The following is a 15,405-nucleotide window of genomic DNA, read 5'->3' as shown; positions in this document are numbered from 1 at the left end:
GCGGCGCTTTGAAATGCAAACGGCGGCCCCCATGGGCCGCCGTTTTTTGTTGCGGGATCGTCAGCCTAGGTTTGCCCTGTCCTGGACTTCAGGCTGAGGGCAATACCGTCGACAAAATAGTGCAGGCCGCTTTCGAAGGCCTTTTCAGTGTTGACCGTTCCGGTTTCGAACAGCGACCTGGCGCCTTCGGCCAGAAGCGGGAAGTCCGCCAGCTCGGGCGCCAGATCGCCGCCTTCAGCCGCGTCCAGGTCGTTGCGCTCACGCTCGCCCTGTTCTTCCAGCACATAGCCGACCACGTAGCGCGCGAGCGACAGGGCGATGTTGAGCGCATCCTCGGGCGAGAAACCGGCATCGCAGTAGAGCTTGAGCACTTTTTCGGTGTCGGCGAATTCGGGCGCCGACGGCCTGGTGCCTGCGGTGAGACGAGCGCCGTCGCGGACCGCCAGCAAGGTGCGGCGCATGCTGCGCGCATTGGCCAGGGTGAACGCCATCCAGTCTTCACCGGGGGCCGGCAGGCGATGCACATGATAGCGCGCCAGCATGGCGCTGTTCATGGCGTCGAGCAGGAGCGACTTGTTGCGGAAGTGCCAATAGAGAGCTGGCTGGGCCACGCCCAGCCGTTCAGCCAGCTTGCGGGTGGTGAATTTGTCGATGCCCACTTCGTTGAGCAGCTGCAGCGCCTGCTCGACAATATGGTCACGATCAATGGCCATGCCTGAATCCTCACTTGACTTATCATTGATAAAGCGCTTATCGGTGATAAGTGAATTTATCACCGATAAAGTACTTTAGGAGGTCCTGATGAACAAGGCCTTGATCGTCATTCTTGCCACCGTTGTCCTGGATGCTATCGGCGCCGGGCTGATCATTCCCATCCTGCCGGACCTGCTGGCCCAGGTGAGCGGTGATGGCGATTTCGCCCTGCTGTTTGGGCTCATGCTGGCAGTCTATGCGGTGATGCAGTTCGTGTTTTCGCCGGTGCTGGGGGCGCTCAGCGACCGCTTCGGACGACGGCCGGTGTTGCTGCTGTCGTTGGCAGGCACGCTGCTCGACTATCTGGTGATGGCGCTGTCGCCGGTGGGCTGGGTGCTTGTCGTCGGGCGGGCAATGGCGGGCATCACCAGCGCCAATATGGCCGTGGCCTCGGCCTATATCACCGATATCACCCCGGCCGAGCAGCGGGCGCAGCGCTTTGGCCTGGTCGGCGCCGTGATGAGCTCGGGCTTTATCATTGGTCCGGTGATTGGTGGCGTCCTGGGCGCGTGGTGGCTGCGGGCGCCGTTCTTTGCGGCGGCGCTGTTCAACGGCATCAACCTGCTTGTGGCGCTGTTCGTGTTGCCCGAGAGCCGGCAGGCCAGCGACAGCAAGTTTGCGCTCAAGGAGCTGAACCCGCTGGCGCCACTGGTCTGGCTGTGGAACTTCAAGCCGCTGCTGCCCCTGGTTGTGGTGTCGGTGGTGTTCGGGCTGATCGCGGCCGTACCCGGAACCATCTGGGTGCTCTATGGCGCCGAGCGCTTCGGCTGGGACCCGGTGCACATGGGGTTGTCGTTTGCCACATTCGGGGTGGCCAGTGCTCTGGCGCAGGCGCTGCTGGTCGGGCCGCTGTCGCGCCGTTTCGGTGATCTGGGCACGTTGATGATCGGCGTGGCCTTTGACATGCTGGCCTATACCCTAATGGCCTTCGCCGATCAGAGCTGGATGGGCTATGCCGTGGCGCCGCTGTTTGCGCTGGGCGGCGTGGCCATGCCAGCGCTGCAGTCGCTGCTGACCAGCCGGGTCTCGGACGATCAGCAGGGGCAGCTGCAGGGTGTGATGGCCAGTCTGATGAGCCTGGCCGGGATCGTCGGGCCCGTGCTGACCACGGCCCTGTTCTTCTCGACGCGGACCGTGTGGATCGGGACGGTGTGGCTTGTCGGGGCAGGGCTCTATCTGGCCGTTACGCCACTGTTCGCCACCTTTCAGCGGTCCAAAGCGGGGGCGGTATCTGCGGGCTAAGCGGGGCTTCTACTCTGGCAGGCCGGGCGGTAGCTGGCCGAGGCGCAGCAGGACTTTTGGTTCGTCATAGGTGTCGGTTTCGATATCGACGTCCTGAGAGAAGCAGAAGACGCCGGCCCGGCTGGTGGCCATGCGTTCGGCCAGGATGATGGCGTCTTCGCGGGTCTTGGCGGTGCGCGCCTGGTCGGGCATCAGCTTGCGGCCCCTCAGTTGAAAGCCCTGCACGATAAAAGCAACGACCATGAAATCCTCGCGGTTCTGAGGCTATGGCCTATCACACCCACGGCCAGACGCCGCCTGCCAAATGGTGCTGCCACGATTTGGCAGGGATAGGCGGCAAATGGGACTGCGCTGCAGCTCTTGCCTAGGCAGTGCGGAGGCCTTACCCCAGAGCCGCCACAGCGATGGCGGAGGAGAGAACCCCGTGAACAAGCCCCTGGTCGTCATCCTTGCTGCGGTCATGCTTGATGCCGTCGGTATCGGGCTGATCTTCCCCATTCTGCCGGCCCTGCTGCGCGAAGTGGGCCATACCAGCCAGATTTCGACCATGCTGGGGCTGATGCTGGCACTGTATGCAGCCTGCCAGTTCCTGTTCTCGCCCGTGCTGGGCGTGCTCAGCGACCGCTTCGGGCGCCGTCCGGTGCTGCTGCTGTCGCTGGCTGGGGCGGCCATCGACTATGTCATCATGGCCTTTGCGCCGCATCTGTGGATGCTGGTGCTGGGCCGGGCCATTGCCGGCATCAGCAGCGCCAATATGGCTGTGGCGACTGCGTATATCACCGACATTTCCAGCGAAGAGCAGCGCGCCAAGCGATTCGGCTATTTCCACGCCATGTTCGGCATCGGCTTTATCATCGGGCCGGTGCTGGGTGGGTTGCTGGGCGATTTCTGGGTGCGGGCGCCGTTCATCGCCGCTGCCGTGCTCAATGGCGCCAATTTCGCGGTCGCGCTGTTCCTGCTGCCCGAATCGCGTCCGGGCGCGGCGGGCGGAAAGATCACGCTGGATACGCTGAACCCCTTCACGCCGCTGCGTTGGGCGCTGACCTTCAAGGCGCTGATCCCGCTGATGGGCCTGTTCGTCATCCTCAATTTCGTCGGCACCATCTATGGCACCACCTGGGCGGTCTATTCGGAAGATGTGTTCCAGTGGAGCGGGCTGACCATCGGCCTCTCGCTGGGGGCGTTCGGCGTATTCCATGCGCTGGCGCAGGCCTTTCTTACTGGACCGGTGGTGGCGCGGCTGGGCGAGCGGCGCTCGCTGTTGCTGGGCATGGCCTTTGAGATCGGCGCCATGTTGACACTGGCCTTCACCCCGTTTGGCTGGGTGCTGTTTGCCATGGCGCCGGTGTTCGCCATGGGTGGCATCGGCATGCCGGCGCTGCAATCGCTGACCACCCGCCAGGTCGATGGCGAACGGCAGGGGCAGCTGCAGGGTGTTCTGGCCAGTCTGGTGAGCCTTTCGGCGGTGTTCGGGCCGGTATTTTTCAGCACCATCTACTTTGTGGTGCGGCCCGATTGGCCAGGCATGATCTGGCTGGTGGCCATTGGCGTCTACCTGCTGGCGCTGCCGCTGATGCTGGGAATCGGCCGCTTGCCGCGCGAGACGGCGCCGGCTGCCGATAGGGCGGAATAGGCGCGGAAAAGCCCGGAAAACCTTGGGATGGGCACAATCCGGACTTGCTCGCCCGGTTTTTCAGGTTCATTAACGCATTTGTACCGTCCGGCCTCGCCTCAAGCCCGGAAATCCTTGCGTTTGGTCCAGAATCGACCAAGGGTTGCCGCGTTTTAAAGTTCGCCAGCGAGGGCGGGCACTTCACTGTGAGGAAACGCAATGAACAAGAACGATCTGGTTGGCGTTGTCGCCGACAAAGCGACGATTACCAAGGCTCAGGCCGCTGAAGCGGTTGACGCAGTGTTTGAAGCTATTACCAACACCCTCAAGGCCGGCGACGAAGTTCGTCTGGTTGGCTTTGGCACTTTTGCCGTGTCGCAGCGCAAGGCTTCGACCGGTCGCAACCCGGCCACCGGCGCCGAGATCCAGATTCCGGCCTCCAATCAGGCCAAGTTCAAGCCCGGCAAGGGCCTGAAGGACGCGATCAACTAAGATCGGTTCTGTTTGAACTTTTTGATCGGCCCCGTGCGCTTTGCGCCGGGGCCTTTCATTTTGCCGGTTGACGGCTTGGGGCAGGGCCCTTAATCAGGGCCACCTTGCAGCGGCAATGCCCTGCGGGCGATTAGCTCAGTTGGTAGAGCGCTTCGTTTACACCGAAGATGTCGGCGGTTCGAGCCCGTCATCGCCCACCATTTCTCCTCTCAGTGGCGCCGGACGCCAACGCAGTGCCCCCAGCGGCCGTGGTGACCGCCAGGCGCGTTTGCGGCGCGGCGGCGCGATTCTGAGGTTACACATCAAGTTTCGCGTGCTAGCGGCTGATCCCATGGGGGTTTTCCACAGCTGGCTGCAGTTTCTTGAAAATGTCGCATCAATGTGGATTTGCTCGCTTGACTTGCTCATGGCTGGTCGGTAAACGACACCCACGTTGCGCAGATGACCAGTTCATCCGCCGCTGCGGGAGTAGCTCAGTTGGTTAGAGCGCCGGCCTGTCACGCCGGAGGTCGCGGGTTCGAGCCCCGTCTCTCGCGCCACCCTTTCTCAGGGTTTGCGCGCAATGATCCCCAGACGTCTCAATTCCTGCGCTGACCGAGTTTCGGTTGTTTGAAATCGTTCGGCACGCCAGCGTGTCGCTTGCGCCTCTTCTCGCACGCTTCGTCGTCCAGCCTCAGCCTTGTGACCCAATGTCGCGATTGGGAATTCTCCTGTGACCGAGGCGTCAATGGTATTGGCCGTTCCGGCACTGTCGTTGTTGTCGATATCGCAATGTGCCGAGGTCGAAGCGATACGATAAAGCGGGCGCCCCGTGCGGCAACCACGCGCAATCTCGAGACCGGCGCAGCGGTTTTCTCGAGGCGTTTTCATCGCCATGCTCCATAACGACGACGCGAACGGGAGCGTTGTGACCAGCGCATTTGCTATGGCTCTGGTCCAGCGGCGGGCCGTAGACAGCTCGCCTGCGAATCTGTAAGTCATTGACAGATAATAATTTTTTAGTTCGCCCGTCGAATTTAACCGGGCGTCTTTGTTCAAGTTTGAGCGGGGCGCGATCAGCCGTTTCTGCGGTGATCGCGCTGGTGTAGGCAGAATGGGCTTCGTTAACGCGTTTGATGGTGTGCGTCTTCTGGCGACGGTGATGCACTGTGCTGGCATCTGGCTGAAGCGCCTGGCAAGAGTGGTGAAAACCGGCCTTATCGGGCTGCTGGCGATTACGCTGGCGAGCTTGGGCATGGCAACGGCAGGCCGTACCGGCGGGTACAACCGCGTCCTACGGACTGTTCTGGGCGCCCTCTTTGCCATTCCACTGGCTGTCAGCTTGGCCGTTGCGCCCGCCTATGCGCTGTCGAACGATTGTACCGCCATCAATTCGACCCTGGGGTCACAGACCTGGGCGCCGGCCAATGGTCAGCGCCGCCTTCAGAACTATGAGTTCTTCAGCCTGGCCGAGGGTGAGACAATCACTGTGTCGGCCTCCTCGACGGGCAATGGCCCGAATGGCAATTCATCCACAATATCGCTCGGCTATGGCGCCAATGGTGATATCATCGTTGAGGCCGACAACAGCCCGCGCAATGGCGGCAACTTCAATGTGTCGGGTTCGCACACGTTCGTCGCTGGCGAAGTGCCGGGATATCTTTCCGTGTATCTGGATGCCGACAATCAGGGCAACCAGGCCAACACGCTGACCTTCAATATCACCTGCTCGGTTGGCGGCGTCATCACACCCGGCGCGCCGGTGATCGGCACCGCGACGGCCGGCGACGCGGAGGCGACGGTGACCTTTACCGCCCCGGCCAGCAATGGTGGCGCGGCGATCACCAGCTATACCGTCACTGCAAGTCCCGGTGGTGCGACCAAGTCCGGCTCGGCCAGCCCGATCACCGTGACGGGCCTGACCAATGGCACAGCCTATACCTTCACCGTGACTGCCACAAACAGTGTCGGCTCCGGCTCAGCCTCGCAGGCGTCCAACTCCGTCACGCCAGTGGCGGCATTGCCGGCTCCCGTCGCCAATGCGGTCAGCGCCACGGTCGCCGCCAACTCGTCGAACAATGCGATCACGCTGAACCTGACCGGCGGTGCGGCCTCGGGCGTTGCCATCGGCGCGGCTGCCTCGCATGGCACGGCCACGGCGTCGGGGACCACGATCCGATATACGCCGACGACAGGCTATTCTGGCAGCGACAGCTTTACCTACACCGCCACCAATACCAGCGGCACATCCACGCCAGCCACTGTGACCGTCACCGTCACGGCTCCGACCTTCGGCTTCGCACCTGCGGCCGGCGCATTGACGGCGGCACGTGTTGGAACCGCCTATAACCAGGCGATTGCTGCCTCAGGCGGCACGGCGTCTTATACCTATGCCATTACCGCAGGCACGCTTCCGGCCGGCTTGAGCCTCAACACCTCGACCGGTGCCATTACCGGCATGCCGACGACGGCCGGCAATGCCTCCTTCACCATCACGGCCACCGATGCCAACAGCGCCACCGGATCGGCGAACTATACGCTGGCCGTGGCTGCCACGGCACCCGGCGCGCCGTCGATCGGAACCGCGACTGCTGGCGATGCCCAGGCGAGTGTGACCTTCACCGCGCCATCCAGCAATGGCGGCGCGGCGATTACCGGCTATACGGTGACCGCAAGCCCGGGGGGCGCCACCGGAACCGGTTCGGCCAGCCCCATTACCGTCTTTGGCTTGACCAATGGCACGGCCTATACGTTCAGCGTGGTCGCCACCAATGGTGTCGGCCCCGGCTCAGCCTCGCAGGCGTCCAACAGCGTCACGCCGGTGGCGGCATTACTGGCTCCCGTCGCCAATGCGGTCACTGCCACGGTCGCCGCCAACTCTTCGAACAATGCGATTACGTTGAACCTGACCGGGGGCGCGGCTGCGTCGGTGGCGATAACCACGGCCGCCGGCCATGGCACTGCCACGGCTTCGGGGACCGCCATCACCTATACGCCGACCGCTGGCTACTCCGGCACCGACAGCTTTGCCTATACCGCCACCAATGCCAGTGGGACGTCCGCACCGGCCATGGTAAGCATCACCGTCTCGGCGCCAACTCTCGCCTTCTCGCCATCGGCTGGCGCGCTGACTTCGGCGACAGCTGGCACAGCCTATAACCAGTCGGTTGCCGCCTCGGGCGGTGCCGCGCCCTATGGCTATGCCGTCACCTCCGGTTCTCTGCCGGCTGGATTGAGCCTCAATACCGCGAGCGGCGGCATCTCCGGCACACCGACTGCAGCCGGCAATGCGACGTTCACTGTCACGGCCACGGACGCCAATGGCGTGACCGGATCGGCCAACTATAGCTTGGCCATAGCGCCGCAGCCGGTCGCGCTCTCCCTGTCGCCAAGTGGCGGAGCGCTGACGGAGGCCATGGCTGGCGAGGCCTATAGCCAGACCATTTCCGCCACCGGCGCGGTAGCGCCGCTGATCTACAGCCTCACTTCAGGCAGCCTGCCCAATGGCATGACCCTGAATATCTCGACGGGTGAACTCACGGGGCCTCTCGCGGCTGCGTCGGAAGGCGACTATGCCTTTTCGATCCAGGTTCGCGCCAACAATGGTGTCATCGGTACCGCCAGCTTCACGTTGAAGGTGAAACCCCGGGCCGTCACGGTCGACAACAAGGTCGTGTCGGTTCCGTCCGGCTCGAGCCCACCCAACGTCAACCTGGCGGCTGGCGCGACCGGCGGTCCCTTCGTGTCTGGCGACCTGACCTTTGTCGAGCCGCCCAATGCGGGCACCGTCAAGGTCGTCAATGGCGAGTTTGCCCAGTCCGGCGGCGCGACACCGACGGGGTGGTATTTGAAGTTCATCCCGAACCCCGCCTATTCTGGTCTGGTGCGCGTTGGTTTCCGTCTTACCAGTGCTCTGGGCATCTCCAATACCGGCACCGTCACCTACAATGTCGGCTTCTCAGCAGCGGCCGTCGCCAAGGACATCGACAATCTGGTTTCCGGGTTTGTGCAGTCGCGTCAAAGCATGATCGCCTCCACCATCAAGGTTCCCGGCCTGATACAGCGCCGTCAAATGGGGATGGCCATCGATCCGATCACGGCGCGCATGGCACCCGCGCAGGATGGGGTAAGAATGGCGGTTTCCACCAGCCTTGCACAGATGCAGGCCGCAGACGATGCCGCCAATGGGCGGGCGCAGGATAACCTAACGCCTCTCAACATCTGGCTCGACGGGACCTTTTGGGCCCACAACCGTGCGCAGAACGCAGGCAAGTGGGGCAGCCTGGCAACGGTCTCGGCCGGCATAGACTATCTGCTCACAGAAAAGGCATTGCTGGGGTTCTCATTTCACTATGACCGCATGACAGACCCAAGTGGGCCGGACACGACCCTGACAGGCAACGGCTGGCTGGCCGGCCCCTATGCCTCGTTCGAACTTGGTGAAAACGTGTTTTGGGACACGAGCCTGCTGTATGGCGGTTCGGGCAACACGATCAATACCCAGTTCTGGCGCGGCACATTTGCCACCAGCCGTTGGCTGTTCGACACCGCCATCATGGGGCGCTGGAGCCTGGATGAGGTGACGTTCCTCACGCCCAAGCTGCGTGCTGTCTATCTGTCTGAGACCGTGCGCGACTATGACATTTCGAACGGCACGGGCGGTGTGATCGGCCTGCCAGGGTTCACCAGTGAACAATTGCGCGCCAGCGTCGGTCTGGAGATCGCCCGGCAATTCCTGCTTGAAAGCGGCCTGTCGCTGACGCCCAAGCTCGGCGCGACGGCCGGTTTTGCGGCGCGCCACGGCTCTGGGGCCTTTGGGCAGGTTTCCGCCGGACTGTCCGCCGAACTCGGCCAGGCACTCAACATCGATCTCGGGGTGAATTTCAACGTCGAGGGGGACGGCCAAAGATCGGTCGGCGCCAGATTGGGGCTTATCGGTCGGTTCTAGCGGTCACGGGCCTGTGCGACGTCATGGCCATAGCAGCCGGATTATGGCTCCTCGGCGATGCTGCGTTCCGCGCGCTGGATCGCGACATAAGGCGCCGCCGCAGGCATGACGATCTCAGCAAGCCGGGGCCGCCTCCCATAGCCACTACCGGTGGCCGGTAGCTGCAAATGACCGGCAACCCCTTGCCGAGCGCGATCTGCCCGGCCGGGTCCTGGCGCCTTGGCGCCGCTGGCGGGGCCGGTCCAGCCGATTGCGGTCAACTGTCCCGATTCTTGACTCTCAACGCCTGCGATGCCTGGATCACCCTGGGCTCAACCGCGAACAGCCCCTGAAGCCGGCCTTCCCCAAGTGAACCGAGGACATCATGGGCACGGTCGTGGCGGACTGCTGGTCCCTTGGCCGAGATCGAGAGCCCCAAGAGGCCAGAGGCCGCTACCGCTAATGGCCTGCCATGCCGGTCCGGTGTCCAGGTTTCCGGCCCAGCTACGCTTGGCCAACCGCCGCGCCAAAACCAAGCGATGAGGCGCGACCTTCTGCAACCGCATGGCAGGCCACGCGTGTCGCACCGGCGGCGGTCAGCACGGGCAGTTCCGCCTTGCAGCGGTCGTTGGCCAAGGGACAGCGGGGGTGGAAGGGGCAGCCGCTTGGAGGATTGAGCGGCGACGGCAGTTCGCCCGTCAAGCGCACACGCTCGCCACGCTGGTCGGGATCGGCGATCGGCGTGGCCGAGAGCAGGGCCTGCGTATAGGGGTGGCGCGGATTGGAGAACAATGTGTCCGCTGGGGCCATTTCGACGGCATGGCCAAGATACATCACCATCACGTCGTCGGCGATGTGGCGGACCACAGCCAGATTGTGGGAGATGAACATCATGGTCAGGTTGAACTGGTCCTTCAGTACGCGCAGCAGATTCAGGATCTGCGCCTGCACCGATACGTCCAGGGCCGATGTCGGCTCATCGCAGATCAAGAGATCCGGATTGAGGATCAGCGCGCGGGCAATGCCGATGCGCTGGCGCTGGCCACCCGAGAATTCATGCGGGAAGCGATCAGCCGTCTGCGACGGAAGCCCCACCCGCTGCAGGATCTCTCCGACGGCCTGCCGACGGCTCGCCGTGTCCCCGATCCCATGGATGACGAGCCCCTCACCGATAGAAACGCCGATGGGAACGCGCGGGTCGAGCGAGGAATAGGGATCCTGGAAGACCATCTGAATCCGTCGGCTGGCGGCAAAGTCGATGCCCGAGGGGCTGCCGCTGATGGTCCTGCCGTCAAATACCACTTCGCCGCCGGTTGGCGGATGCAGACCGATGACGATCCGCGCCAGGGTGGACTTGCCGCAGCCACTTTCGCCGACCACGCCCAGGGTGCGGCCCTTTTCAATGGCAAGATCGATATCGGTGACTGCGTTGACCTGGCCGACCACTCTCTGAAAGGCACCGCCCCTGACGGCGAAAGTCTTTTGGATCCCGCGCAGTTCGAGGAGCGCGCTCATGCCAGTTCTGCCTTTTCTCGCGTTTCGCCGGCCGCTGGCGCCGTCAGCCAGCAACGACAGCTATGCTCAACCCCGACTGGTAGCAGCGGGGGCACAGTGGTGGTGCAGCGCGGCTCGTCGGCGCTGCGTCGCGCCGAACAGCGCGGGGCGAACCGACAGCCCTCGGGCAGGTTGGTCAACTGGGGTACGCGTCCCTCGATCACTTCGAGCATCTCCGTGCCGGCATCCATGCGGGGCACAGAGCGGAGAAGGGCCTTGGTGTAGGGGTGCTGGGGGGATCGGAACAGCGTCCGCACATCGGCATGTTCCACAATCTGGCCCGCATACATGACGGCCACATGGTCGGCCATTTCGGCCACAACACCGAGGTCATGGGTGATCAGGATGATGGCTGTGCCGTAGTCGCTTTGCAGCTGGCGCATCAGGTCCAGGATCTGGGCCTGGATGGTGACGTCCAGCGCGGTCGTTGGCTCGTCGGCGATCAGCACCTCCGGTTCGCAGGCGAGCGCCATAGCAATCATGATCCGCTGCGCCATGCCGCCGGACATCTCGTGCGGGTAGGCTTTCATCCGGCGCGCCGGGTCAGGGATGCCTACGGCGGTCAGGAGCCGTATGGCAGCTGCTTCGGCCTGCCGCGCGTCCATGTCCTTGTGCAACCGGTAAACCTCGGCGATCTGGCGGCCGACGGTGTGAACGGGATTGAGCGACGACGACGGATCCTGAAAGATCATCGACAGGCGGTTGCCGCGGACTTTGCTGATTTCCGCAGGCGTCATCTTGCGCAGGTCGACGCCGGCGAGCAGCACTTCGCCGCCAGTCACCGCGCCCGGGTAGGGCACCAGATCGGCCACACTCAGCGCGGTGATTGATTTGCCGCAGCCGCTCTCGCCCACGATGCACAGCGTCTTGCCCGCAGCGATCTCGAAACTGACACTGTCCACGGCTTGAGCCGTGCCTGAGCGCGTGGAAAAGACAGTGCTCAAGTCGCGCACTTGAAGGATGGGTTCGCTCATCGGCTCCACCTCAGCTGTTCAGTCGCGGATCAAGCGCATCGCGCAATCCGTCGCCAAGAAGGTTAAAGCCGAGCACGGTGACTACGATGGCGATGCCGGGGAAGAACACCAGATGCGGCGAGGAGAACATCTGGTCCTTCTCGGTTCCCAGCATCGTGCCCCATTCCGGGGTCGGCGGTTGGGCGCCCAGTCCCAAGAAACTCAGACCAGCGGCCTCGAGAATGCCGCCTGCTACACCCATTGTCGCCAGGACGACGATCGGGGTCAGCGCATTGGGCAGCACGCGGGTGAACAGGATCCGCCACTTGCTGCCACCCAAAACGCGGCTGGCGGCGACGAAGTCCTGTGACTTCACCGACAGCACGCTGGCCCGGGTGACGCGGGCATAGCCGGGAACGGAAACTACCGATATGGCGAGAAGGGCGTTGATGATGCCTGGCCCGAGCACAGCCACGATGGCGATGGCCAGCAGGAGCGAGGGGAACCCCAGGATAACGTCCATGCACCGCATGATCAGATTGTCGGTCCAGCCGCCGAAATAGCCGGCGACGGCGCCAAGGAACACGCCGAGGATCAGCGCAATGGAAACGGTCACGACACCGATCATCAGGCTGATCCGCGACCCGAAGACCAGTCGCGAGAAGACGTCGCGCGAATTGCCGTCGATCCCCATGATGTGCTGCGGCTTGGCGGTGTCGCAGCCGAGCATATGGATGCAGGGTGGATCGCGCCGCTTGACCTGTTCGATCCCGATCAGGACCTCGTTGGGATCATAGGGGGCGATGATCGGGGCAAAGATCGCGACCAGCACCATGAAGCCGATCAGGAAGAGGCCGACCTGGCCCGAGCGCTTGCGCAGCAGGCGCTTCAGGGTCTGCTTCCACAGCGGGACCGGGTCGCCCAGCAGTCCATCCTCGATCAAGATAGTGGCCGCATTGGCACTGGCGGAGTTCAGGCTGGTCATATCAGGTCCTATTGCGGCCGGACGCGGGGGTCGAGGTAGGTGTAGGAGAGGTCGACGATCAGGTTCACCACGACATAGATCGTGGCGATCATCACGGTGAACGCCTGCACGATCGGGTAGTCGCGCGCGAAGATCGCCTCGACCAGCATGCGCCCCACACCGGCGAGACCGAACACGGTCTCGGTCAGCACGGCGCCGCTGAGCAGGGCGCCCATCTGCAATCCCAGAATTGTCACCACCGGCAGCATGGCGTTGCCCAGGGCGTGCCGCCGCACGACCTTGTTGTCGGGCACGCCCTTGGCGCGGGCAGTGCGAACATAATCGCGCCCCAGCACGTCCAGCAGCGACGAACGGGTCATGCGGGCGATTACGGCCATGGGGATCGTCGCGACCGCCAGGGCCGGAAGGACCATGTGGCGCAAGGCATCGGTGAAGATCGGCCAGTTGAAGGTGATCAGCGCGTTGAAGATGTAAAAATTGGAGACGAACTCGAAGAACTTGGCGCCGAACGTGTCCTTGGCCAGATCCCACTGCCAGACTTCATAGAAAGGGACTGAACTCAGCCCCGCGCTCAGCCGACCAGAAGGCGGCAGCCACAAAGGCGTGCCCTTGAGCATGACGCCGAAGACATAGGCCATCATCAGGCCGAGCCAGAAGATGGGCATGGCGATGCCGACATTGGCTAGCGCCATCGTGCCAACATCGGCGGCGGTGTTGTGGCGGCGTGCCGCGAAGATGCCGATGGCGATGCCGGCCAGCGTGGCGACGATGAGCGCGAGCAGGGCGAGTTCCATCGTCATGGGCAGGCGCTCGATGATGATCTGCGTCACCGGCCGCGAGAAGCGGATGGAATTGCCAAAATTGCCCTGGGCGATATCGCGCAGGTAATAAAGGAACTGCACCGGAATGGGCTGGTCCAGGCCGAAATGGCGGACGAATTCGGCGCAGGTCGAGGCGCTGGCCTTGTCGCCCAGCATCGACTTGCACGGATCGCCGGGGATCAGGCGGGCGAGCGAGAAGGTGACTACCAGAATGCCAAAGATCACCGGGATGGCACTGAGGAGCCGCTTGATGGCGTATCCGAGCATTGGGCTTGTCTACCGGGGGTTAAGGCGGATGAGGCGGGCGCCGGAACGCCCGCCTCTCGAGGGGAGCGGCCTTACTTGGCGGCGGGGGCGTTCATGATGCCCCACAGGCTCGCGAAGTAGTCGAACGCACCCGTGTTGCCGACATGCGTCGGGTTGGATGCATCCAGACCCGCGGCGTAGGAGGCGACAACGTCATTGGCGTCGAAATCCGAACCGTCGGTGAACTTGACACCTTCACGCAGGTGGCAGGTCCACGCGGTCGCATCGGCGCTTGGGTCGCAGCTGGTCGCCAGGGCGCCGACGATATCGCCGCTGTCCTGAGCGTAATCGAGCAGCGTCTCGGTGATCTGCGTGCAGACCAGGGTCGACTCGCCGTCGCTCTCATCGCCGCAATACAGGCTGATCGGCTCGGCGTTCTGCATGACGACCATGGTGTCCTTGCCGGGGTCAGCCAGGTTGAACTGCTTGGCGCCAAACGGGCGGTAGCCGGCGTTCTTGACATAGGCGCGGGCGGCCGAACCGGCGGCGGCGTGGGCGATCGGCACCATAGGCACGAGTTCGCGGATGGCGTTGTTGGCGGCTTCATAGACCGGCTTGGCTTCCTCAACGTCGGCGATCGACGAACCCTTGGCCAGGGCCTCATAGATTTCCGGCAGCGAGGCGCCGAACTGCTGGGTGTCCTTGCCGAAGTGATAGTCCAGGAAGTTGGTGATGTGCGGGTAATCCGCGCCCCAGCCCAGCAGGTAGAACCCGTCGAGCTTTCCGGACGTGGCCTGGCCGATGAACTCGCCCGATTCCATGGGAGCGACTTCGGCGTCGATGCCCAGGTTTGCCTTCAGCTGTGACTGAAACTCGACCGCGATAGTGCTGGGTTCCGGCAGATAGGTGCGGAACACGTCGCGATAGTAGATCTTGGTCTTGAAGCCATCGGGGAAGCCGGCCTCGGCGAGCAGCGCCTTGGCAGCAACGGGGTCGAAGCCGTACCAGTCTTCACCGGAGCAGCCGTTGGGGATAGTGCACGGCGTGAAGTGCGTCGCCAGTTCCGACCCGTCGGGGTAATAATTGTCGACGATGCGCTGGCGATCGATGCCCATGGCGATGGCCTGGCGCACCTTGACGTTGTTGAACGGCTCAAAGGTATTGGTCATGCCCAGGTAGAGCGTGTTCGGGCCCATCTGGGGCAGGAACTGCAGATCGGGGTCGTTCTTGACAGCGTCGAAATCGTCCGGGCTCACCGTGCTGATCTGGTCGACGGTGCCCGAACGCAGTTCGTTGAGCTGGCTGGCGCCCGAAGTGCTCCAGCGGAACACCAGGGTCTCATAGTTCGGCTTGGTGCCCCAATAGGTATCGTTGCGCTTGAGGATGATGGAGTCGCCACGGTTCCAGGCATCGAGCTTGAACGGGCCGGTGCCGATCGGGTTGGTGAGGAGCTCTTTGGTGGGGCCGGCGGCCGCGATGTGCTCGGACGGCTGGATGCCGAACACGATGAATGCCGACTTTGCCTCGAAGGCCGGATCGGCAGCGCACATCTCGAAGGTAACGGTGTGCTCGTCGGTGGCGCGGATGGCACTGATCTTGCCGCCGTAGCTGCAGTCGGGTGCAACCAGCGAAGTGCCCTCGAAGCTCAATGCCGTTCCAGTTGACAACGTTGTCATGACAAGTGCGGCACTAAGAAATGCTAAACGTCTCAAGTCGAGCTCCTCTGTCTTGATACTGTGTTCAGAATTGCCGTTACTGGCAGAATGGGCTCACAATTACGCGCGCCCGATAGCAAGCGAATATTGTCCAGGACTTTCAGCTCCTGCCGTCGATCTTCTGGC

11 protein-coding genes and 2 tRNA genes are annotated in these 15,405 nt (G+C 63.2%); 6 read left to right on the top strand and 7 right to left on the bottom strand.

The window, feature by feature from the left end:
* Window positions 1-65: 65 nt before the first annotated feature.
* Window positions 66-713, bottom strand: coding sequence for a TetR/AcrR family transcriptional regulator C-terminal domain-containing protein (locus E8M79_RS11660; RefSeq protein ID WP_137152060.1), 648 nt, complete (start codon window positions 711-713; stop codon window positions 66-68).
* An 88-nt stretch (window positions 714-801) separates the two neighbouring features.
* Between E8M79_RS11660 and tet(30) the strand changes: the two genes are divergently transcribed.
* Entirely contained in the window at window positions 802-1,995 is a 1,194-nt protein-coding gene (tet(30), locus tag E8M79_RS11655; RefSeq protein WP_137152059.1) for a tetracycline efflux MFS transporter Tet(30), read from the top strand.
* A 9-nt stretch (window positions 1,996-2,004) separates the two neighbouring features.
* Here tet(30) and E8M79_RS11650 read toward each other — a convergent pair whose 3' ends face one another.
* Window positions 2,005-2,238 carry a hypothetical protein gene (locus E8M79_RS11650; protein ID WP_137152058.1) on the bottom strand — a complete coding sequence of 78 codons (234 nt, stop codon included), beginning with the start codon at window positions 2,236-2,238 and terminating at the stop codon, window positions 2,005-2,007.
* A 181-nt stretch (window positions 2,239-2,419) separates the two neighbouring features.
* On the opposite strand from E8M79_RS11650, the gene E8M79_RS11645 reads away from it, so the two are divergent.
* From E8M79_RS11645 to E8M79_RS11625, 5 genes are all read left to right on the top strand, one after another.
* The gene (locus E8M79_RS11645) at window positions 2,420-3,628 is read left to right on the top strand and encodes a TCR/Tet family MFS transporter (protein WP_137152057.1); all 1,209 of its coding nucleotides are present in this window, start codon (window positions 2,420-2,422) and stop codon (window positions 3,626-3,628) included.
* Window positions 3,629-3,826: 198 nt separating this feature from the next.
* On the top strand, window positions 3,827-4,099 hold the full coding sequence (locus E8M79_RS11640) for an HU family DNA-binding protein (RefSeq protein ID WP_137152056.1): 273 nt from the start codon (window positions 3,827-3,829) through the stop codon (window positions 4,097-4,099).
* Between the two features lie 124 nt (window positions 4,100-4,223).
* Window positions 4,224-4,299 (top strand) — tRNA-Val (locus E8M79_RS11635).
* Window positions 4,300-4,561: 262 nt separating this feature from the next.
* Window positions 4,562-4,638, top strand: a tRNA-Asp gene (locus E8M79_RS11630).
* 554 nt (window positions 4,639-5,192) lie between these two features.
* On the top strand, window positions 5,193-9,026 hold the full coding sequence (locus E8M79_RS11625; protein WP_137152055.1) for a putative Ig domain-containing protein: 3,834 nt from the start codon (window positions 5,193-5,195) through the stop codon (window positions 9,024-9,026).
* Between the two features lie 483 nt (window positions 9,027-9,509).
* On the opposite strand, the gene E8M79_RS11620 is transcribed toward E8M79_RS11625, so the two are convergent.
* From E8M79_RS11620 to E8M79_RS11600, 5 genes are all read right to left on the bottom strand, one after another.
* Window positions 9,510-10,520, bottom strand: coding sequence for a dipeptide ABC transporter ATP-binding protein (locus tag E8M79_RS11620; RefSeq protein ID WP_137152054.1), 1,011 nt, complete (start codon window positions 10,518-10,520; stop codon window positions 9,510-9,512).
* Window positions 10,517-11,533, bottom strand: a complete 1,017-nt coding sequence (locus E8M79_RS11615) for an ABC transporter ATP-binding protein (RefSeq protein WP_137152053.1) — start codon at window positions 11,531-11,533, stop codon at window positions 10,517-10,519. The genes E8M79_RS11620 and E8M79_RS11615 overlap by 4 nt, the downstream gene beginning before the upstream one ends.
* Window positions 11,534-11,543: 10 nt before the next feature.
* A complete protein-coding gene (locus tag E8M79_RS11610; RefSeq protein WP_137152052.1) occupies window positions 11,544-12,497 on the bottom strand; it encodes an ABC transporter permease in 954 nt (317 codons plus the stop codon).
* A gap of 8 nt (window positions 12,498-12,505) precedes the next feature.
* A complete protein-coding gene (locus tag E8M79_RS11605) occupies window positions 12,506-13,585 on the bottom strand; it encodes an ABC transporter permease (RefSeq protein WP_137152051.1) in 1,080 nt (359 codons plus the stop codon).
* 71 nt (window positions 13,586-13,656) lie between these two features.
* On the bottom strand, window positions 13,657-15,240 hold the full coding sequence (locus tag E8M79_RS11600; RefSeq protein WP_137152050.1) for an ABC transporter substrate-binding protein: 1,584 nt from the start codon (window positions 15,238-15,240) through the stop codon (window positions 13,657-13,659).
* Window positions 15,241-15,405: the final 165 nt, after the last annotated feature.

This window comes from Devosia sp. FKR38, assembly GCF_005222805.1.
Classification (GTDB): Bacteria; Pseudomonadota; Alphaproteobacteria; order Rhizobiales; family Devosiaceae; genus Devosia.
Note: the sequence above shows the minus strand (reverse complement) of the source record. Positions and strands in the feature narration are given on the sequence as shown.